Here is a 20776-nt window from a genome sequence, read left to right as displayed (position 1 = left end):
CGGTCCCGCGCCGCCCGTCACCCGGCGTACCGCACGGCGTGGGCGTCGGCGTCGTCGGCGACGAACCGCACGCAGCGTTCCGCCTCGGCGAGCACGGCGCGCTGCTCGGCCCGCGACAGCGGTTCGAGCGGCGTCACGGTGAGGGTCGCCGACGTCCGACGCTCCCCGCGTCCCGACCCGGTGCGCTCGCGCTCGACTGCCCACGTCGCGCGCACGCGCCCGTCGACGAGCACCGCGCAGGGCAGCCGCCCGTTGGGCGTCTGCAGCCGTCGTCGGTGGGCGTCGTCGATCACGCGGGTGCGCTGCGCGTGCGCGAGCCACAGGTTGTCGTAGTCGGGCAGGAGCCGCACGGGTGCCGGCACGTCCGGGTCGGGGCGGGGTGCGTCGGGCAGGTCGAGCAGCTCGCGCACGCGTCCGCCCGGCCCGGTCGGCGTGGCCGCGACGGCCACGAGCCGGTCGCGCAGCCCGGTGACGACGTCGCGCAGGCCCGTCAGGCCGGACCACGTCTGCACGTCGGCGACGCTCGCGGGCCCGAACGCCGCCAGGTAGCGCAGCACCACCGCCTCGAGCGCACGCGTGCGCACGTCCGCGTCCGCGGGGACGGACGCCGCGGCGTCCGGGACCCACGCGTCCAGGGTCGTCCACGTCGTGGCGGACGGGTGCTGCCACAGCCCGCGCGGCGTCACCTGCACCAGCGGGAGCAGGGCGCGGGCGAACGCCGAGAGGTCCTGCGGGTGCGCCGCGGGCCACGTCCGTGCGAGGTGCGCGCCGAGGTCCGTGGTGAGCCGCGGTGCGGCCCGCAGGTACGCGCCCGCGTCCTCGACGAGGCGGTCGAGGTCGACGACCTCCAGCGCCGCCCTGCGGCGGGCGTTCGCGCGCAGCTCACGCGCCATGACGGACCGTGCCAGCGCGGCGAGCACCGGCGCGTCGCCCGCGGTGACCAGGTGCACGGTCGAGCGCATCACCGCGATCCGCAGCACGCTGCGGTCCAGCAGGGCGGCGTCCAGGTCGCGCGTCGCGAAGCCCTCGACGCGGCTCCACAGGCCCAGGAACGGCGACCACGGGTTCTGCGCCTGCATCCCCACGAGGTGCTCCACGATCGCGGGGACGGTGCCCGTGGTGCGGGCGAGCAGGTGCTGCCGCGCCAGCAGTGCGCGGTTCAGGCCGCGGTCGTCGAGCACGCCTCGAATCTAACGGCGACCGCCGACACAGCCCCCGCGCCGCGAGACCGAGAGATCCGGCCCCTCGAGTCCCGGCCCCCTCGGTCTCGCCAGACCGAGCTTTCCGGGTCTTGAGGTCCCGGTTCTCTCGGTCTCGTGAGGCCGGACGGCGGCTACAGGCGGCCCGCCGCCTTCAGGGCGAGGTAGGTGTCCGCCAGGCGCGGTGCGAGGTCGTCGGGCGCGGCCTCGACCACCTCGACGCCGCGCTGACGCAGCCGCACCCCGACCGCGGCGCGCTCGAGGGACGTGCGTTCCGCCGCCGCGGCGTCGAAGACCTCCTCGATCGTGCGCCGCGTCGTGCGGAGCTGCTCGAGCTCGGGGTCCGCGACCGACGCGAGGACCACCTGATGGCGCTGGGTGAGGCGGCCGACGACGTCGAGCAGCCCCTGCTCGACGGACGCGGGGTCCAGGGACGTCAGCAGCACGACCAGCGCACGGCGGCTCAGCCGGGAGCGCACCTGCCCGACGAGCCCCGGCCAGTCGGTCTCGACGAGCGCCGGCTGGACGCCCGCGAGCGCGTCGGCCAGGGCAGGCAGCACGCGCGCCGAGTGGCTGTCGGCCGCGCGGGCGCGGACCCGGCGGTCGTAGGCGAGCAGCTCGACGCGGTCACCGGCGTGTGCCGCGAGCACACCCAGGAGCAGGGCCGCCTCGACCGACGCCTCGAGACGTGTGCCGTCGAGCACCCGGGCCGCGCTGGTGCGCGAGGTGTCGAGGACGAGCAGCACGTGCCGGTCCCGCTCGGGCCGCCAGGTCCGCACGACGACCTCGCGCCGGCGGGCCGTCGCGCGCCAGTCGATCGACCGCACGTCGTCGCCGTCGACGTACTCGCGCAGCGAGTCGAACTCGGTGCCGCCGCCGCGCACCTGGACCGCGGCGCGCCCGTCGAGCTCCCGCAGCCGCGCGAGCCGCGAGGGCAGGTGCCGCCGGGACGCGAACTCGGGCAGCACGCGCAGCCGCCCGGGCACGTCGAGGGACGCCTGCCGCCCCGCGACGCCCAGGGGCCCGAGGGTGCGGACGGTGACCCGGTCGGCGACGGCGTCGCCGCGGCGCGTCGGCACGAGGGTGGTGGTCACCCGCCGCTGCTCCCCGGGCGGCACGTCGACGCGGTGCCGCGGCGTGCGGGCACCGGTGGGGGAGTCCCCGCCGGGCAGCGTCGACGGCGGCCAGGCGTCGCGCACGAGCGCACGCGCGGTCCGTCGTCCGACGTTGCGCAGTGTGAGGACCGCGTCGGCGGTGCCGCTCAGCCGCACGGACGCCGGCAGCCGGCGGGACACCGCCAGCTCGCGCGGCGACGCGGCGAGCGCGACGTCGACCGCGCACAGCACGACGACCACCAGCGCCCACACGAGCACCGTCAGGGGGGCGGGCAGCAGCGCCACCGGGACCAGCCCGGCCAGCGCGACCAGCACCGCGCGCGACGTCAGCGCCACGGGCTCACCGGGGGACGGGCACGGACGCGAGGACCGTGTCGAGGACCGACTCGGCGGTGACGCCCTCGATCTCGGCCTCCGGACGCAGCTGGACGCGGTGCCGCAGCGTGGGGTGCGCGAGCGCCTGCACGTCGTCCGGCGTCACGTACTCGCGACCCGACAGCCACGCCCAGGCGCGCGACGTCGCGAGCAGGGCCGTCGCACCGCGCGGCGAGACCCCCAGGCTCAGGGACGGCGACGTGCGGGTGGCGCGGCACACGTCGACGACGTACCCGAGCACCTCGGGGGAGATCTGCACGCGGGCGACCTGCGCGCGCGCCCGCGCCAGGTCGTCGGCACCGGCGACGGGCCGCAGGCCGGCGGCGGCGAGGTCCCGCGGGTCGAACCCTGCGGCGTGCCGGGTCAGGACCTCGACCTCGTCGGCGCGCTCGGGCAGGGGGAGCAGCAGCTTGAGCAGGAAGCGGTCCAGCTGCGCCTCGGGCAGCGGGTAGGTGCCCTCGTACTCGACGGGGTTCTGGGTCGCGACGACGACGAACGGGTCCGGCAGGTGGCGTGCCTCGCCGTCGACGGTGACCTGCCGCTCCTCCATGGCCTCCAGCAGGGACGCCTGCGTCTTGGGGGGCGTGCGGTTGATCTCGTCGGCCAGCAGGAGGTTGGTGAACACCGGTCCCTCGCGGAACGAGAACTGCGCGGTGCGCGCGTCGTACACGAGCGACCCGGTGACGTCGCCCGGCATGAGGTCGGGGGTGAACTGCACCCGCTTGGTGCCGAGGGACAGCGCACCCGACAGCGAGCGGACGAGCAGCGTCTTGGCGACACCGGGCACCCCCTCGAGCAGGACGTGCCCGCGGCACAGCAGCGCGATGATCAGCCCGGTCACGGCGGCGTCCTGGCCCACGACCGCTTTGCCGACCTCGCTGCGGACGGCTGCGAGCGCGACCCGCAGGTCCGCCCCGGGCGGGGCGGGGGCCGGGCCGGCGGTGTGCGTCACGGTGTGCAGGGGGGCGGGCGCGGGCGGTGCTGCTCCGGGCCAGCCGTCGGTGCTCGGGGGACGCGGCGTCTCGTCGGTCACGGTCGGTGTACCTCGCTCTCCAGGTGGTGCAGGTCGTCGGTGAGGCGCAGCAGGCTCGCGTCGTCGGTGGGTGGCGGGCCGTAGAGCAGGGCCTCGACGTCGGCGGCCCGTCGGTCGGTCGCCCGCGCGAGGGCGTCGACGAGCGATGGCGCGTCGGCGGACCGGGGAAGGCCGAGGCGGTGCGCGACGCGGGCCGCCGTCCCGGCGCGCAGCGCGGCGGCGGCGTGCCCGTGGGCGCGGGCCCGACGGTAGAGCCGCCCGCGACCACGGGTGGCCTCGGCCGACCGCACGACCACGGGCAGCGGCTCGGCGACCACGGGGCCGAGGCGCCGGGAGCGCCACACGACGGTGACGACGAGCACGAGCACGAGCCACGCGAGCACGGGACGCACCCAGGGCACGAGGTCGGTCAGGCTCGCGCGGGAGTCGTCCTCGCCGACGTAGCCGAGGTCGTCGTAGCTGGGGACGTACCAGACGAGGTGGTCGTGGCGGCCCAGCGTGCGCAGCACGAGCGCGGCGTTGCCCTCGTCGCGGATGGACGCGTTGGTCAGCAGCTCCAGGTCGGACAGGGCGGTGATGCGGCGCCCGTCCTGCAGGAACGTCAGGTACGCGCCGCCGGTCCCGCCGCCGGCGGCGGGGAAGCACGTGGTCGCCGCGCCCGTGAGGTCCTCGTACCCGCCGGCGGCGGTGATCGTGCCCGCGGCGAGCGCGTCGGGGTCGTCGCACGCGGCCGCGCGCTGCTCCCGCGCCGCCCCGCCGCCGGCCGAGACGACGTCCGGCGAGATCGTGGACAGCGCCCACCCGGCGTCGACCAGCACGAGGTCGTCCTCCAGGCCGACGAGCACGTCGACCTGCTCGGCCGTGAGCCACTGGTCGCCGACGACCAGGACGGTCCCGTCGCCGGTCGCCGCCCCCACGACGTCGCGCGTCGTGGTGACGTGCTCGACCGTGACGCCCTGCCGCTCCAGGACGCGGGCCGCGGCGCGTGCGCCCGCGTCGCCCACGTTGTCCGGGGCGCCGGGAGTCGTGCCGGACGGCGGCGCCGGGAGCGTCAGCACGAGCCCGCCGAGCACGACGACGCCCAGCACCGCGAGCCACGGGCGGGCGCGCCGCCACCGGTGCGCCGCCCGGGTGCGACCCGTCGAGCCGTCACCGAGGACCTCCGGGCGCGCGAGGGCGTCCGTGGCGGGCGGGGCGCTCATGCGGGCACCCCGGCGGGCCGGGCCGCGCGGACGGCCGCGTCGAGCGACCGCAGCGTCGCGTCGTCGTCCGGGGACGCCGCCCGTTCGCCGTAGACGACGTCGTCGAACAGGTCGCCGCCGCGCGCCAGCGCGGCGGCGAGCGGGGGCAGCGCCGCGCCGGCGACGCGGGCCGCCTCGTGGGCCGTCCGGCCGGGCCGCTCGTCGAGCAGCGCACGCTCCTCGAGGTCGCGCACGACCGCGCGGTACCGGTCGGCGACCGCCACGGACCAGGAGCCGGAGCGCGCAGCGGCGTCGGCGGACGCGCGCAGCTCGGCTGCCGTGCGGCGGTCGTCGGCGTGCAGGACGCCCTCCCGGCGCCGACGTGCGCCCGCCCGCACCGGTCCGGCGACGCGCAGCGCGACCACCAGGACCACCACGACGACGCCGACGACGACGAGCAGGCCGGTCGTGCCGGACATCCCGATCGCGGGGAGGTTGTCGAGCTGGTCGGTGAGCCACGTCAGCGCGCGCTCGAGCAGGGACTCCTGGCGGTGGTAGGCCGGGTCGAGCAGCTCGTCGCGCAGCCACCGGCGGGCGGTCGCGGCGTCGGGCTCGACGGGCACCCCGGTCAGGGCGCGCACCCCGGTCAGGACGGGCACGTCACGCCCGTCCGGTGCCGGTCGTGCCGGTCATGCGCCGCCCGCCGCCGCCCGCGCCAGCTCGAGGTCGAGCCCCTCGCGGCGGATGCGCACGTCGACGTACAGCAGCGCGACGACCGCGGCGAGGAACGTCGTGGACAGCGTCATGCCGATGATCTGTCCCAGGGCCGAGACGAGCACCGTGAGCCCGTCGGAGCCCGACGTCGCCGTCACGAGCCCGGCGACGACGCTGGCCGGGACGAGGAACAGGTACATCAGGACGGACACGAGCAGGTTCGCGAGCAGGTAGATGCCGAGCAGCCGCCAGAAGCTCCCGCGCGTCAGGCGCCACGCCCGCGCGACGGTCGGCCAGAACCGCTTGCCCTCGAGCATGAGCGCGGGCGGCACGAGCAGCGTGCGCGCGGTCACCCACACCATCGCGACCAGCAGCGCGCCCCCACCGACCAGGCCCACGGCGACCGCGGCCCCGGGCAGGTCGGCCACGGCGAGGGCGACGACCCCGCCGACCCACAGCGCGAACGCGAGCAGCGACGCGAGGAGCTGCAGCAGGCCCCAGCCGACGAGCAGCCACACCCGGCGGGTGCGCCACACCTCGCGCAGCGCGACGCGCTGCCCCAGCACGGACCGGCTCACCGACACGATCAGCAGGCCGGTCAGCACCGAGGTCACGGGGACGAGGAGCGGGACGGTCAGGACCTGCCCCGCGCTCGTCGAGAAGACCTCGGACATCATCTGGGTGTCGCTCGCCGTCAGTCCCTGGTCGGGGAAGGCGCCACTCAGGGCGCCCACCATCAGGCTCGACACGTACAGCTGGACCAGCGTCTGCAGGGTGACGGCGATCGTCACCACCACGGCCGACAGGCCGAACATCACGGCCGGGTTCGCGCGCACGGCACGGACCGCGCCGTCGAGGACCTCCCCGAGGCCCAGGGGCCGCAGCGGGATGATCCCGGGCTGCATCGCGGGCAGGCGCCATCCGGGGGCTCCGGCCCCGGCGGGCGGCGGGGTCCCCCAGCCCGGGGGCGTCGACGGCTCTCCCCACGCGCCCGGCGGCGGGCCGGGCGGCGGCGGGGGCGGTGCTCCCCACCCCGGGGGCGGAGGCGGTGCTCCCCACCCCGGCGGCGGGGGCGCGGCACCCCAGCCGTCGGCCGACGGGGGCGGAGGCGGAGGTGACGTCGGTGGCGCGGGCGTGGGCGACGAGCCGCCTGCGGGCGGTCCGGCGGGGCTCGTCCACGGGGCGGGGACCGTGCCGTCGTCCTGCGGGGAGGTCATGCGTCCGGCTCCTCGTGTCCCTCTGCGTGCGTGCGCGGTCCGGCGACGAGCGCCGCGCGCCGGGCACCCCATGGTGCCACGGTGCAGGTGGGGCGCGGTCCCGGACGCACCGTCACCCGGCTGCGCGGCGCGGCCGACGCACCGGACGCCCGGGCGATGAGAGGATCGACGGCATGAAGGGACGCGTCCTGGTGGTCGACGACGACACCGCTCTGGCCGAGATGATCGGCATCGTGCTGCGCTCCGAGGGTTTCGAGCCGGTCTTCTGCGAGGACGGTGACGCGGCGATCGGGATCTTCCGGCAGACCCAGCCGGACCTCGTGCTGCTCGACCTCATGCTGCCCGGCAAGGACGGCAACGAGGTCTGCCGGCAGATCCGTGGCGAGTCGGGCGTGCCGATCGTCATGCTGACCGCGAAGAGCGACACGGTCGACGTCGTGCTCGGGCTGGAGTCCGGCGCCGACGACTACATCTCCAAACCGTTCAAGCCCAAGGAGCTCGTCGCGCGGGTCCGCGCACGGCTGCGCCGCAGCGACGAGCCGGCACCCGAGCACCTGGCGATCGGCGACCTCACCATCGACGTGCCCGGCCACCGGGTCGAACGTGCGGGCCGTCCCATCTCGCTGACGCCCCTGGAGTTCGACCTGCTGGTCGCCCTCGCGCGCAAGCCCTGGCAGGTCTTCACCCGCGAGGTGCTGCTCGAGAAGGTGTGGGGCTACCGCCACGCGGCCGACACCCGGCTGGTCAACGTCCACGTCCAGCGCCTGCGCTCGAAGATCGAGACGGACCCCGAGCGTCCGGAGATCGTCGTAACAGTCCGTGGTGTCGGCTACAAGGCGGGCGTCGCGGGGACGTGACCAGGCTGCACCGGGCGCGTACGCGCGGGGGCTCGTCGTGCCGCGGCTGACCGCCTGGCGCCGGCTGGGACGGGCGCGCGCAGGGCGGCGCGTCCGCGGGCTGACGCGCCGCTGGCGGTCGTCGCTGCAGCTGCGCGTGCTGGTCTCGACGCTGACGATCGGGCTCGCCGCCCTGGCGCTGATCGGCGTGTACGTGGGGGAGAGGACGAGCGCGGGCCTCTTCGACGCGCGCCGGACCCAGCTGCTCGCCGAGAGCGCGCGCAGCACGCAGCAGGCGCAGGACGTGTTCGCGGCCTCGGCGGCCGACACGTTCAGCGAGGTCGCTCTGCTGCTGAAGGACGTGACCGCGGCGCAGCGCAACGGCGGCTCCGGTGAGCGGGACGTGTTCATGCTGCGGGCACCGGGTCAGACGGCCTCCATCGGGGTCGGCGCGACGGCCACCGACCCCTCCCTGGTCGACCTGGTCAGCCGCGAGCTCAAGCAGGCGGTGTCGCAGGGCGGCCAGCAGTGGCAGTCCGTCGCGATCCCTGCGGCCGACGGCCACGTCGAGCCGGGGATCGTCGTGGGTCAGGACGTCGACGTGCCCATGGCGGGCACCTACCAGATGTTCTTCCTCTACAGCCTGCAGGCCGAGCAGGACCGGCTCGACTTCCTGCTCGGGACGCTGGCGTTCGCGGCCGCCGCGCTCGTCCTGCTGCTGGGGGGCATGGCCTGGCTCGTGACGCGTCGGACGGTCCACCCGGTGCGCCGCGCCGCGCACGTCGCCGAACGCCTCGCCGACGGCCACCTGTCCGAGCGCATGATCGTGCGCGGGCAGGACGAGATGGCCACGCTCGCGCGCTCGTTCAACGAGATGGCCGGGAGCCTGCAGGACCAGATCCACCGCATGGAGGAGCTGTCGACGCTGCAGCGCCGGTTCGTCTCCGACGTCTCGCACGAGCTGCGCACGCCCCTGACGACGATCCGCATGGCGGGCGAGGTGATCCACGGCGCGCGCGACGACTTCGAGCCGGCGGTCAAGCGGTCCGCGGAGCTGCTGGCCACCCAGCTGGACCGGTTCGAGGACCTGCTGGCCGACCTGCTCGAGATCAGCCGCTTCGACGCGGGCGCCGCGGTGCTCGACGCGGAGGGCATGGACGTGCGCGACATCGTGCTGCAGGCCGTCGACAACGCGACCCCGCTCGCGGAGCGCCGCGGGTCGTGGCTCCAGGTGGACCTGCCGGAGGTGCGTGCCGACGCGGACGTCGACCCCCGCCGCGTCGAGCGGGTGCTGCGCAACCTGCTGGTCAACGGCGTGGAGCACGCCGACGGGTCGACGGTCGAGGTGCGCGTGGGCGTCGACGCGACCGCCGTCGCGGTGACCGTGCGGGACCACGGCGTCGGCATGACGCAGGACGAGGCGCTGCACGTGTTCGACCGGTTCTGGCGGGCCGACCCGGCGCGCGCGCGCACGACCGGCGGCACGGGCCTCGGCCTGGCGATCTCGCTCGAGGACGCGCACCTGCACGGCGGCACGCTCGAGGCCTGGGGTCGTCCCGGCCGGGGGGCCAACTTCCGGCTGACCCTGCCGCGGCGGGCCGGGATCCGCCTCGACGGCTCGCCGCTGCCGCTGGTCCCCGATCCGGAGGCGCCGCTGCCGGCCGCCGACGTGCCGCGTCGCAGCACCGACCCGACGGCGCTGCCCGAGCTGCCGCCGATGACGGGGGAGATCGCCATCGTGAACAACCCGACCGACCCGGCCCGCACCGACGTCCGCGTCGACGACCCGGCCCCCGCGGCCGGCGCCGGGAGGGTGTCGTGACGCGCGTGCGCGGCGGACGGCTCCGCACCCTGGTCGTGACGGCGGCGACGGTGCTGGCCGGTGCGCTGACCGGGTGCGTCGCGATCCCGACGTCCGGGCCCGTGACGGTCGGCGTCGACGGCGAGGTGCGCGAGCAGGACCGCATCGTGGTCCTCGCGCAGGGCCCGCAGGCCGACGCGGGACCCGTGGGCATCGTCGAGGGCTTCCTGCTCGCCGCGGACGCGGAGGTCACGGGTGACTTCGACGTCACGCGCCAGTTCCTGGCCGCCGACCAGCGCTCCGAGTGGGATCCGGGTGCCGGGACGATCGTCGCGAGCGCCACGACGGTCGAGCAGACGGGCGACGCCCAGGTCACGGTGTCCCTGGCCGTCAACGCCAAGGTGTACGCGGACGGGCGGTACGTGGAGGCGCCGGCGGACGCCGTCGAGACGCTGCGGTACGAGCTCGTCCAGGACGCGCGCGGCAACTGGCGCATCGCGTACGCGCCGGACGTGGTCGTCGTGAACTCGCGGAGCTTCGAGCAGCAGTTCCGCGCCACGCCCCTGTACTTCCTGACGCCGGACGAGCAGATGCTCGTCCCCGAGGTGCGCTTCTTCCGCGACCGCAACGTGCCGACGGCCGTCGTGCGCGCGCTGCTCGCGGGACCCTCGGCGTGGCTGGGCGACGCCGTGACGAGCGCGCTCCCGACGGGTGCCGAGCTCAAGCCCGAGGCGGTGTCCGTCGAGCAGGGTGTCGCGGAGCTGACGCTCGAGCCGGCACGGGCCGTGCAGGACGCCGACCGCGGACTCCTGCTCGCCCAGCTCGAGGAGTCGCTGCGGCCGTTGGGCGTCACGACCCTGCAGGTGCGCGCGGGCGCCGGTGGTGCGCTGCTCGGCGGGGTGGCGGCCGTGCTGCCGAACCCCGAGCCCGGTGATCTGGAGATCCTCGTCGACGGCCAGACGATGTCGCTCGTCGACGGGGTGCCGGTACCGGTGGAGGGCGTGCGGCCCGTCGTCGGGGCGCAGCCGCAGGCACCGGCGCGCTCGGGTGACGGGACCGTCCGGGTGGCGCTCGCGGACGCGGCGACCCTGGTGTCGGTCCCCGTCGGCGGGGCCGAGCAGACGACGCTGCTGCGCGGCACGGCTCTCGCGTCGCCGTCGGTCGACAGGTTCGCGTGGGTGTGGACCGCCCGGGGCGCCGCGACGGGTCGCCTGGACGCGGTCCGCCTCGACGGCACCGCGGTCGAGGTGACCGCGGACTGGCTCGTGGGGCGCACGGTGCAGGCCGTGCGCGTGTCGCGGGACGGCACGCGCGCCGCGATCGTGTCCGACGGGCCGGACGGGGCCACGCTCGACGTCGCGGGGGTCGTCCGCGACGACGACGGTGTCCCCCTGACCCTCGGGCCCGGCGTGCGCGCCGGTGCGCCGCTGACCCCGACGACCTCGGTCGTGTGGGTCGACGACGTGACCCTCGGCGTGCTGGCCGAGGGGGACGCGGGCCGGACGCCGCACCGCGTGCCCGTCTCGGGCAGCAGCACGCCGCTGCCCGCCGTGGCGGACGCCGTCGCGCTGGCGTCCGGCCGTGGCGACCGCTCGCTGTACGTGGTCACGGCCGACGGTGACCTGCTGCGCCACGAGGGCGGCACGTGGGTCGCCGTGCCCGACGTGACGGACGTGCTGGTGGTCACCGGGGCGACGTTCCCGGGCTGAGGGTGTGCGGCGTGACGTGCGCCGCACCGGACGGGACGGGACGGGACCAGACGGGACCGGACCGGACCGACCACAGGTCCTCCTCCGGATGCGCTCGTCCACAGGACGTGCGCAAGGCGGCACGCGGAGCCGCGCGGGGCGGCAGGCTGCTCGGCATGCCCCTGCGCACCGCGGCCCCACGACCCGGGCCCGTCCCTCCCCGCGGCGGACGCCCTGCCCCGGCACCCGGCCGCCCGGGGCTCGCCCACCGGGTTGGGGTGCTCGCCGTCGCGGCCTGCCGGGACCTCGTCCGCCTCGTGGTGCCCGTCGCGTGCGCCGGCTGCGGGGTGGCCGACGAGCCGTGGTGCGCGCCGTGCGACGCCTGGCTGCAGGGACCCGCGGCGCGCCGCGACCACGGCGCGGGGCGCCTCGACCTGCTCGAGGGGCGCACCCTGCTCCCGGTGCGGGCGCCTGCCGTGTACGCAGGCCCGGTGCGGCACGCCGTCGCGGCATGGAAGGACGGTGGCCGGTCCGACCTCGACCGCCCGTTCGCAGCCGCCGCCCGCCGCACGGGTGCCGCGACGGCCGCGGACGTGCGGTCCGCGGCCCGCGGTGCGGCACCGGTGCTGGTCGTCCCCGCGCCGTCGACCCGGGAGGCGGGGCGTCGGCGCGGGCGCAACCCGGTGGACGCCGTGGCCGCCGCGGTCGCGGCCGGGCTGCGGGACGGCGGCGTCCCGGCGGAGCGGGCTCGTGCGCTGCGCCGGTCCGGAGGGCCGGACCTCGCCGGGCTGGGCGCACGGGCGCGGGGTCCGGCGCTCGCCGGGCGCGTGCACGTGCGCCGGGGACGCGCCGTCCGGGGTCGCGACGTCGTCCTCGTCGACGACGTCCTGACGACCGGCGCGACGCTGGCGGCGTGCCACGCGGCCCTGACCGCGGCGGGCGCGCGGGTCCTCGGGGGCTGCGCGCTCGCCGCCACCGCGCGGCCCGGCGCGCGCGACGACGGCGCGCCCGCCGGTTCAGCCCCTGGTCCTGTGCGCGACCACAGGAAAGCGGGTTAGCGTGGGGACCTGGTGACGACGCCGCGCGGTGTCTCCCGCAGCTTCTCGGGCGGGGTCGCACGGCGGAGGAGGTGAGGCCCCCCGCCCCCGTCGTGGGGCAGCAGACGTACGACTCGTCCGGGCGGGCTCAGCCCGCCCCTGACCTCCCAGGAGGCCCCCATGGAGATCGTGGTTGCTGGCCGGCACACCGAGGTGTCCCCGCGGTATCGCGCCCATCTCGAGAGCAAGCTCGCGAAGATCGAGCAGCTGGCCCCGCGCGCACAGCGCGTCGACGTCCTCGTGTCCCACGAACCGAATCCGCGCCAGTCCGGCAGCAGCGAGAAGGTCGAGCTGACGGTGGTCGACAAGGGGCCGGTGATCCGGGCGGAGGCGAGCGCAGACGACGCGTACGCCGCCCTGGACCTCGCCCTCGGACGCCTGCTCGAGCGGCTGCGACGTGCGCGCGACCGACGCAAGGACCACCGCAACCACACTCCGCTGGCGCCCGTCGACGTGCGACCTCCCGAGCCCGAGCCCGAGCCCGACACGCAGGTGGTGACCGGCGAGGACGGCGTCGTCGAGACGATGCTGGGCGACTCCCCGGTGCTCATCCGCGAGAAGCTGCACCAGGCGCAGCCGATGACCGTCGACGACGCGCTGTACGAGATGGAGCTCGTCGGCCACGACTTCTTCCTGTTCGTCGACGCCGAGACCGCGCAGCCCGCGGTCGCCTACCGCCGACGTGGGTGGAGCTACGGCGTCATCAAGCTCGACGTGCCGGTCGTGACCGGCGGATCGAGCCGCGCCACCGGCTGACCGCCCACGACGGCGGTGGACGGGGCGGCGGGCCGACGGGCTCGCCGCCCCGTTCCGTGCCAGCCGGAAAGGATTCGCACCGACGCCGTCGTGGGCGGACGGGCGGATCATGCTCGTGCGGGCGTCCCACGCTCGTGGTCGTGTGCCTCGAGGACGCCTGACGCGCCGGCCGGCTCTTCCCACCCTCGTCGACGACGACGGGACTCCCGAGGAGAGGTCCGCATGAGGACGACCCAGCTCCGAGCCCGGCACGGGCTGCTGGCTGCCGGCCTGACGGTCGCCGCGATCCTGGCCGGCGGCGCCGTCGTGGCCGCGCCGGCGCACTCCGCGCCCGGCACGCTGGCCGCCGCGGCACAGAGCAGCGGCCGGTACTTCGGCACCGCGATCGCCACGAGCCGGATGACCGACCCGACGTACCTCGGCATCGCGGGCCGGGAGTTCGACATGGTCACGCCCGAGAACGAGATGAAGCTGGACGTCACGCAGCCCGCGCGGGACCGGTTCGACTTCACGGCCGGCGACCGGATCGTCGCCTGGGCCCGCGAGAACGGCACGCAGGTCCGCGGCCACACCCTGCTGTGGCACTCCGGCCAGCCGGGGTGGCTCGCGAACCTGTCCGGTGCGGAGCTGCGTGCCGCGATGCTCCACCACGTGACGCAGGTCGTGGACCACTACCGGGGCCAGGTGTACGCCTGGGACGTCGTGAACGAGGCGTTCGCCGACGGCACGGGCGCGCGTCGCAGCTCCAACTTCCAGCGCACGGGCGACGACTGGATCGAGGCCGCCTTCCGCGCCGCCCGCTCCGCCGACCCGGGCGCGAAGCTCTGCTACAACGACTACCACATCGAGGACTGGACCCAGGCCAAGACGAGGGCCGTCTACGCGATGGTCAAGGACTTCACGGAACGCGGCGTGCCCATCGACTGCGTCGGCTTCCAGTCCCACTTCGACCGCACCACCCCGGTCCCGGCGAGCTACCGGACCACGCTCGAGAGCTTCGCGGCGCTCGGCGTCGACGTCCAGGTCACCGAGCTCGACATCGAGGGCTCGGGCGCCACCCAGGCCGCCGACTACGCGCGCGCGGTCGGCGCGTGCCTCGCGGTCGAGCGCTGCACCGGGATCACGGTGTGGGGCGTGCGGGACTCCGACTCGTGGCGCCCCGGCGCGACACCGCTGCTGTTCGACGCGGCGGGCGCCCCGAAGGCGGCGTACGACGCGGTGCTCGCCGCCCTCGTCGCGGCAGGACCGGTCGACCCGAGCCCCACCCCGACGCCGACGCCGACCCCGACGCCCACCCCCACCCCCACCCTCACCCCGACGCCCACGCCGACGGCGACGGCACCCGCGGGCGTCTGCACCGCCGACTACCGGGTCGTGAGCCGACGGCACCACGCCTTCACCGCCGTCGTCCGTGTCGTCAACGTCGGCGCGGACCTCGACGACTGGGTCGTCGGCTGGTCGTTCCCGGGCAGGCAGCGGGTGGTGGCGGCCTGGGGTGCCACGGTGACCCAGGACGGCGACCAGGTGACGGCGCGGAGCGCGGACGAGGTCGCACGGCTCACGAGCGGCAGCTCCCTCACGTTCGGCATCCGCGGCACCTCCCGCGGGGGGAACGCGGTGCCCGCGGGCCTCACGCTGAACGGCACCCCCTGCACCGACCGCAGCTAGGGGCGGTCCCGGCACGGGCTGTCGGTGGGCCGCGGCATGATCGGAGCATGGTCGCCTCCACGGAACGCCTCACGCGGTCGCAGGCGCGCCGCGCGGTCCTGCGCGCCTCGGGCCTGGACCGCCCCCGTCCGGTGCGCACGACGCCCGCGGGCACGCAGGGTCTGCAGCAGGTCGTCGACCGGCTCGGTCTGCTGCAGATCGACTCGGTGAACGTCCTGGCGCGCGCCCACCTGGTGCCGGCGTACTCGCGGCTCGGGGCCTGGGACGTCCAGGCGCTGGACCGCGCCACCAGCCGGTCGCCCCGCCGCCTCGTCGAGACGTGGGCGCACGAGGCGTCGCTCGTGCCCCCGGCGACGTTCCGTGACCTGGCGTTCAAGCACGCCGCCCTCCGGGCGCACATCGAGCGCCGCGGGGACGCCCTGCACGGCGTCCCCGTCGCGCGCTCGCCGGAGGTCGCGCGGGTCCGCGAGGTCGTCGACGAGCTCGGGGCCGTCACCGCGCGGCAGGTCCAGGAAGTGCTCGGGGGCGGCGGCAGGCGCTCGGACGCGTGGGGGTGGGCGTGGACCGACGCGAAGCACGCGCTCGAGTACCTCTTCCTCGTGGGGGAGCTCACGACCGCGGGACGCAACGCGCAGTTCGAGCGCCGGTACGACCTGCCCGACCGGGCGCTGCCGGCCGACGTCCTGGCCACGCCGCCGCTCGACGAGGCGTCCGCGCGCCGCCGCCTCACCGAGGTCGCCGCGCGCGCCCACGGCGTCGCGAGCGTGCGGTGCCTGGCCGACCACTGGCGCACCGCGGTCCCCCCCACCCAGGTGGCCGTCGACGAGCTCGTCGAGGACGGTGTGCTGGTCCCGGTCGAGGTCGACGGCTGGCGCGGCCCCCTGTACCGGCACCGCGACGCCACCGTGCCGCGGCGCGCCCGGGGCCGCGCGCTCGTGAGCCCCTTCGACCCGCTCGTGTGGGAGCGCACGCGGACGGAGTCCCTGTTCGGCCTGCGCTACCGCCTCGAGATCTACGTCCCGGCGGCCGCACGCGTGTGGGGCTACTACGTCCTGCCGTTCCTGCTCGGGGAGCGGCTCGTCGCGCTCGTCGACCTCAAGGCCGACCGCCGCGCGGGGGTCCTGCGGGTGCTCGCGGCCCACCGTGCACCGATTCCGGCCGGCGACGTCGCCGCCGGCGCCCCGGGGGACGAGGAGGTCGCGCGCGAGCTGGCCGCCGAGCTGTGGACGACCGCCCGCTGGCTGGGCATGTCCGACGTGCACGTCGGGCCCGACGCCGCGGGTGACCTCGTCGCGGCGCTCGTGCGCGGGCTCGCGCCCGCCGCGGGCTGAGCGACGACCACGCAGGTGCCGCGGCTCGCCTACGATGGTCGGGCCCCGACCGAGCGGTCGGGTGACACGCACCGCCCCGACGCAGTGAGCGGACGGGCGCCAACGACGTCGGGAGAGTTGCGTGACGGCGATCCTCGAGAAGGTCCTCCGGCTGGGCGAGGGGCGGATCCTCAAGAAGCTGTCCGGCGTCGCGGCCCAGGTCAACGCGCTGGAGGACAGCTTCACGTCGCTGTCCGACGCCGAGCTCCGCGAGGAGACCGACCGGTTCCGGGCGCGCCTCGCCGAGGGGGAGAAGCTCGACGACCTCCTGCCCGAGGCGTTCGCCGCGGTCCGTGAGGCGTCCCGCCGCACGCTCGGGCAGCGGCACTTCGACGTCCAGCTCATGGGCGGTGCCGCGCTCCACCTGGGCAACATCGCCGAGATGAAGACCGGTGAGGGCAAGACGCTGGTCGCGACCGCACCTGCCTACCTCAACGCGCTGGTGGGCGAGGGCGTGCACGTCGTGACGGTCAACGACTACCTCGCCGGCTACCAGGCCGACCTCATGGGCCGCGTGTACCGCTTCCTGGGCCTGACGACGGGCACGATCCTGTCGCAGATGACCCCGGCCGAGCGCCGCGAGCAGTACGCCGCCGACATCACGTACGGCACCAACAACGAGTTCGGGTTCGACTACCTGCGCGACAACATGGCGTGGAGCGTCGACGACCTGGTGCAGCGCGGCCACCACTTCGCGATCGTCGACGAGGTCGACTCGATCCTCATCGACGAGGCGCGTACACCGCTCATCATCTCGGGGCCCGCCTCGGGTGACACGAACCGGTGGTACGGCGAGTTCGCGAAGGTCGTGCGCAGGCTGCAGCCCGAGCGCGACTACGAGGTCGACGAGAAGAAGCGGACCGTCGGTGTCCTCGAGCCCGGTATCGCGCGCGTCGAGGACTACCTCGGGATCGACAACCTCTACGAGTCGCTCAACACCCCGCTCATCGGCTTCCTCAACAACGCCATCAAGGCCAAGGAGCTGTTCAAGCGCGACAAGGACTACGTCGTGATGAACGGCGAGGTGCTCATCGTCGACGAGCACACCGGCCGCATCCTGGCGGGACGGCGCTACAACGAGGGCATGCACCAGGCCATCGAGGCCAAGGAGGGCGTGGCGATCAAGGCCGAGAACCAGACGCTCGCCACGATCACGCTGCAGAACTACTTCCGGCTCTACGGCAAGCTGGCCGGGATGACCGGTACGGCCGAGACCGAGGCCGCCGAGTTCCAGGGCACCTACAAGCTGGGCGTCGTGCCGATCCCGACCAACCAGCCGATGCAGCGCATCGACGGCAAGGACCTCGTCTACAAGAGCGAGGAGGGCAAGTTCGACTCGGTCGTCACCGACATCGTCGAGCGCCACGCCAAGGGTCAGCCCGTGCTGGTCGGAACGACGAGCGTCGAGAAGTCCGAGCTGCTCTCCTCGAAGCTGAAGAAGCAGGGTGTCCCGCACGAGGTGCTCAACGCCAAGCAGCACGCGCGTGAGGCGTCGATCATCGCGCAGGCGGGCCGCAAGGGCGCCGTCACGGTCGCGACGAACATGGCCGGCCGTGGCACCGACATCATGCTCGGCGGCAACGCGGAGTTCATGGCGGTCTCCGAGATGACGGCCCGCGGGCTCGACCCGGCCGAGAACGCCGACGAGTACGAGGCCGCGTGGCCCGATGTGCTCGAGAAGGCGCGCCGGGCCGTGGCCGCCGAGCACGACGAGGTCACCGACCTGGGTGGCCTGTACGTGCTGGGCACCGAGCGGCACGAGTCGCGTCGCATCGACAACCAGCTGCGCGGGCGCTCCGGTCGTCAGGGCGACCCGGGCGAGTCCCGGTTCTACCTGTCGATGCAGGACGACCTCATGCGCCTGTTCAACTCGGGGCTCGCGGAGTCGATGATGACGCGCGCGGGCTTCCCCGAGGACATGCCGCTGGAGTCCAAGATCGTGACCCGCGGCATCCAGTCCGCGCAGTCGCAGGTCGAGGCGCGCAACTTCGAGATCCGCAAGAACGTCCTGAAGTACGACGACGTGATGTCCCGCCAGCGTGAGGTCATCTACGAGCAGCGCCGCCGCGTGCTGCACGGCGAGGACCTGCAGGAGCAGGTCACGCACTTCCGCACGGACGTGCTCACCGACTACATCGGGCTGGCCACGGCCGAGGGGCGTCCCGAGGACTGGGACCTCGAGGCGCTGTGGACGGCGTTGCGGGCGGTCTACCCGGTCACGATCACGCCCGAGGAGGTCGTCGAGGAGGCGGGCGGGGCGACCCGGCTCACCGCCGAGCTCGTCACGCGCGAGGTCCTGTCCGACGCGGAGCACGCCTACGCGGAGCGCGAGGAGCGGCTCGGCGAGGCCAACATGCGCCAGCTCGAGCGCCGCGTCGTGCTCTCGGTGCTCGACCGCAAGTGGCGGGAGCACCTCTACGAGATGGACTACCTCAAGGAGGGCATCGGCCTGCGGGCGATGGCCCAGCGCGACCCGCTCGTCGAGTACCAGCGTGAGGGCTTCCAGCTCTTCACCGCGATGACGGACGCCATCAAGGAGGAGTCGGTCCAGTACCTGTTCAACCTCGAGGTGCAGGTCGACCGGCCGTCGGACGCCCCGGTCATCAGCGCCGACGCCGCGGCGGCAGCCGCCGGGTCCGCCGGCGCCGCGGCCACGGCCGCACGCCCCACCGCGGACGAGCCGGGTGGGCTCGTGGCCAAGGGTCTGGACGGGCCCGCCGAACCCACGCCGCTGCAGTACTCGGCGCCGTCGGCGGACGGTGACGGCGAGGTCGTCACCAAGGCGGAGAACGGTGCGGGCCGGGTGCGCCCCGAGACGCCGGGCTCGGCGAACCGGGCCGACCGACGCAAGCAGGCCAAGCAGCGCAAGCGCTGAGCGTCCCGGTGGCGTGCCGGACCGTGGCTCCGCGAGAGCCGCGACCGGTGCGCCACCGGTGCGTGCGGTCGGTGCGTGGTCAGCCGATCTCGAGCGTCGTCACGCGCCACGCACCGCGGTGCGCCTCGACCCGCATCGCGACCGCACGGACGCGCACACCGTCGTCGACCACCAGGCAGACCTCGGCGGTGTACGCGTCGACCGAGCACACCCGGACGCGTCGTGCCGTGGGACGGCGGGCATGGCGCAGGACTCCGGCGCGGCGGACCAGGTCGGCGCGGTCGTGCAACGACCCCAGGACGTCGGGCGTGACCCACCGCACGAGCTGAGCCGCCGGGCGGCGACCCAGCACGACCTCGACGCACGCCAGCCCGACACCGTGGGCGAACCGGCCGGCATCCGTCCGCGGTGCGGCACCCCGCTCGTCGTCGTCGTCGATCGTTTGCGCCCGGTCCACCGCCACGAGGCGCCGGACCTGGTCCGCGAGCAGCGCAGGGGGCGCCGGCGCCGGGGCGGGCGTCGGACGGAGGGGCGACGGTGCGGGCACGAGCCGCAGCCGCGGTCGCGCCCCGTCACCCTCGCCCGCGGCGCGTACGGTGGCCGCGACGCGAGCCTGACGACCTGCCCTGCCCGTGCGGCCGCGACCGTCCACCTCGCTGGTCGCAGCGTCCGGGCGGACGGGACGCGGGTCGACTGCGCTGAGGTGGGCCCGCGCGGGCGACGGCGTCCGCGGCGCGACGTCCAGCCGGGTCAGGGCGTCCTCGACGGCGGTCGTCGGCGTGGCGTCGTCGTGGTGCACGGTGGTCATCGGGCGCTCCCGTCGACGGTGGTCGGCACGACCAGGACCTGCCCGGGCTCCAGGACGTCGGGATCGGGCCCGATGACCGACGCGTTCGCCGCGTACCAGCGCGGCCACTCGGCGGCGATCGCGGCGTCGGACGCGCCCGGCCCGAGGGCGTGGGCCGCGATGCCCCACAGGGTGTCGCCCGACCGGACCTCGACGGTCGGTCCCGGAGGACCGCCAGGCAGTGGGACGGGCGCGGGTGCGGGCGCCGGTGGCTCGACGGCTGCCGGCGCGGGCAGCGGGGCGGCGACGGGGACGACCGACGCGGGGCCGGCGGCCGTCCCGCCCGCGGTGGGCGCGGGGGTCGGCACGGCCGCCGCCGTCGGTGGCGGCCCGTCGGCCGCCACCGGCTCCGTCGGCTCCCAGCTCAGGGCGGGGACGGCGTCGGCGGGGGAGGGCAGTGCGGTGGGTGACGCCTCGGGCCCGGCGGGAGTCGTGGGGACCGCCGTCCCGGCGGCTGCGGCGGCGCCCAGGTCGGCCGTCGTGGGCGTCCACGCGAGGTCGACGCTCACGGCTGCGGGTCCCGGCTCGACGGGGACGATCTCCGCTGCGTGCGCACCGGCGGCGGACCCGAGCCCGACACCTGCGGCGACGGCGACGGCCAGTGCGCGGCGGACGAGCCCCGGGGCCCACCGGTGCACCGCGGCCTCGCCGCCGCGCCAGGCGCCGCCGGCCGCACGGACGCCCGCACAGGCGCCGGCCACGAGGGAGGAGGTGCCGACCCAGCCTGCGGCGAGCACGCCGACGGCGACGACGACCGGCGCGACGACGGACTCGACGCGCCACAGGCGGGTGGACCCGACCTGGTCGACGACCCACAGTCCGAGCAGCCCGGCTGCGGCGAGCGCCACCGCACCGGCGAGCAGCAGGCCGGCCGCGGTGAGCGCGGGGTGGGGCGCACCTGGCCGAGGGGGTGCGGGGTGGTCGGTCACGAGTTCTCCTCGATGATGCAGTTTGATGTCGTTTGATGAAGTCTGATGGCTCTAGATGTAGTCGAAAGAGGGCAG

Annotated in this window: 16 protein-coding genes; 8 read left to right on the top strand and 8 right to left on the bottom strand. The window is 75.6% G+C overall.

The genetic code is table 11. The annotated features are described in order from the left end of the window. Positions 1-17: 17 nt before the first annotated feature. The 6 genes from OKX07_RS12435 to OKX07_RS12410 form a co-directional block, all read right to left on the bottom strand. On the bottom strand, positions 18-1181 hold the full coding sequence (locus OKX07_RS12435) for a winged helix DNA-binding domain-containing protein (RefSeq protein ID WP_265628377.1): 1164 nt from the start codon (positions 1179-1181) through the stop codon (positions 18-20). Positions 1182-1333: 152 nt separating this feature from the next. Continuing rightward, positions 1334-2650, bottom strand: coding sequence for a DUF58 domain-containing protein (locus OKX07_RS12430; protein WP_265628376.1), 1317 nt, complete (start codon positions 2648-2650; stop codon positions 1334-1336). Positions 2651-2654: 4 nt separating this feature from the next. Then, entirely contained in the window at positions 2655-3641 is a 987-nt protein-coding gene (locus tag OKX07_RS12425; protein ID WP_265631921.1) for an AAA family ATPase, read from the bottom strand. A gap of 77 nt (positions 3642-3718) precedes the next feature. Then, the gene (locus OKX07_RS12420; RefSeq protein WP_265628375.1) at positions 3719-4924 is read right to left on the bottom strand and encodes a DUF4350 domain-containing protein; all 1206 of its coding nucleotides are present in this window, start codon (positions 4922-4924) and stop codon (positions 3719-3721) included. Continuing rightward, positions 4921-5562, bottom strand: a complete 642-nt coding sequence (locus OKX07_RS12415; RefSeq protein ID WP_265628374.1) for a DUF4129 domain-containing protein — start codon at positions 5560-5562, stop codon at positions 4921-4923. The genes OKX07_RS12420 and OKX07_RS12415 overlap by 4 nt, the downstream gene beginning before the upstream one ends. Before the next feature lie 30 nt (positions 5563-5592). Then, on the bottom strand, positions 5593-6522 hold the full coding sequence (locus OKX07_RS12410; protein ID WP_265628373.1) for a glycerophosphoryl diester phosphodiesterase membrane domain-containing protein: 930 nt from the start codon (positions 6520-6522) through the stop codon (positions 5593-5595). A 485-nt stretch (positions 6523-7007) separates the two neighbouring features. Between OKX07_RS12410 and mtrA the strand changes: the two genes are divergently transcribed. The 8 genes from mtrA (at position 7008) to secA (ending at position 18925) form a co-directional block, all read left to right on the top strand. After that, the gene (gene mtrA, locus OKX07_RS12405) at positions 7008-7691 is read left to right on the top strand and encodes an MtrAB system response regulator MtrA (RefSeq protein ID WP_265628372.1); all 684 of its coding nucleotides are present in this window, start codon (positions 7008-7010) and stop codon (positions 7689-7691) included. Between the two features lie 37 nt (positions 7692-7728). Beyond that, positions 7729-9492, top strand: coding sequence for an MtrAB system histidine kinase MtrB (gene mtrB, locus OKX07_RS12400; protein WP_265628371.1), 1764 nt, complete (start codon positions 7729-7731; stop codon positions 9490-9492). After that, the gene (locus OKX07_RS12395; RefSeq protein ID WP_265628370.1) at positions 9489-11180 is read left to right on the top strand and encodes an LpqB family beta-propeller domain-containing protein; all 1692 of its coding nucleotides are present in this window, start codon (positions 9489-9491) and stop codon (positions 11178-11180) included. Before mtrB ends, OKX07_RS12395 begins: the two co-directional genes overlap by 4 nt. Positions 11181-11437: 257 nt before the next feature. Then, complete coding sequence (locus OKX07_RS12390; RefSeq protein ID WP_265628369.1) at positions 11438-12217, top strand: ComF family protein; 780 nt, start codon at positions 11438-11440, stop codon at positions 12215-12217. Between the two features lie 159 nt (positions 12218-12376). Continuing rightward, positions 12377-13012 (top strand): ribosome hibernation-promoting factor, HPF/YfiA family, encoded by a 636-nt coding sequence (gene hpf / locus OKX07_RS12385; RefSeq protein WP_265628368.1) that lies wholly within the window; start codon positions 12377-12379, stop codon positions 13010-13012. Between the two features lie 222 nt (positions 13013-13234). Continuing rightward, a complete protein-coding gene (locus tag OKX07_RS12380; protein WP_265628367.1) occupies positions 13235-14680 on the top strand; it encodes an endo-1,4-beta-xylanase in 1446 nt (481 codons plus the stop codon). A gap of 47 nt (positions 14681-14727) precedes the next feature. Then, the gene (locus OKX07_RS12375; protein WP_265628366.1) at positions 14728-16011 is read left to right on the top strand and encodes a winged helix-turn-helix domain-containing protein; all 1284 of its coding nucleotides are present in this window, start codon (positions 14728-14730) and stop codon (positions 16009-16011) included. 121 nt (positions 16012-16132) lie between these two features. Continuing rightward, positions 16133-18925: a preprotein translocase subunit SecA gene (secA, locus tag OKX07_RS12370; RefSeq protein WP_265628365.1), complete on the top strand. Its 2793-nt coding sequence runs from the start codon at positions 16133-16135 to the stop codon at positions 18923-18925. Between the two features lie 79 nt (positions 18926-19004). On the opposite strand, the gene OKX07_RS12365 is transcribed toward secA, so the two are convergent. Next, positions 19005-19733, bottom strand: coding sequence for an Rv3235 family protein (locus OKX07_RS12365; protein ID WP_265628364.1), 729 nt, complete (start codon positions 19731-19733; stop codon positions 19005-19007). Beyond that, complete coding sequence (locus OKX07_RS12360) at positions 19730-20701, bottom strand: LysM peptidoglycan-binding domain-containing protein (RefSeq protein WP_265628363.1); 972 nt, start codon at positions 20699-20701, stop codon at positions 19730-19732. Before OKX07_RS12360 ends, OKX07_RS12365 begins: the two co-directional genes overlap by 4 nt. Between the last annotated feature and the right edge of the window lie 75 nt (positions 20702-20776).

Origin of the sequence: Cellulomonas sp. S1-8 (assembly GCF_026184235.1) — a bacterium.
Taxonomy (GTDB): domain Bacteria; phylum Actinomycetota; class Actinomycetes; order Actinomycetales; family Cellulomonadaceae; genus Cellulomonas.
This window is presented reverse-complemented; position numbering and strand designations above follow the sequence as displayed.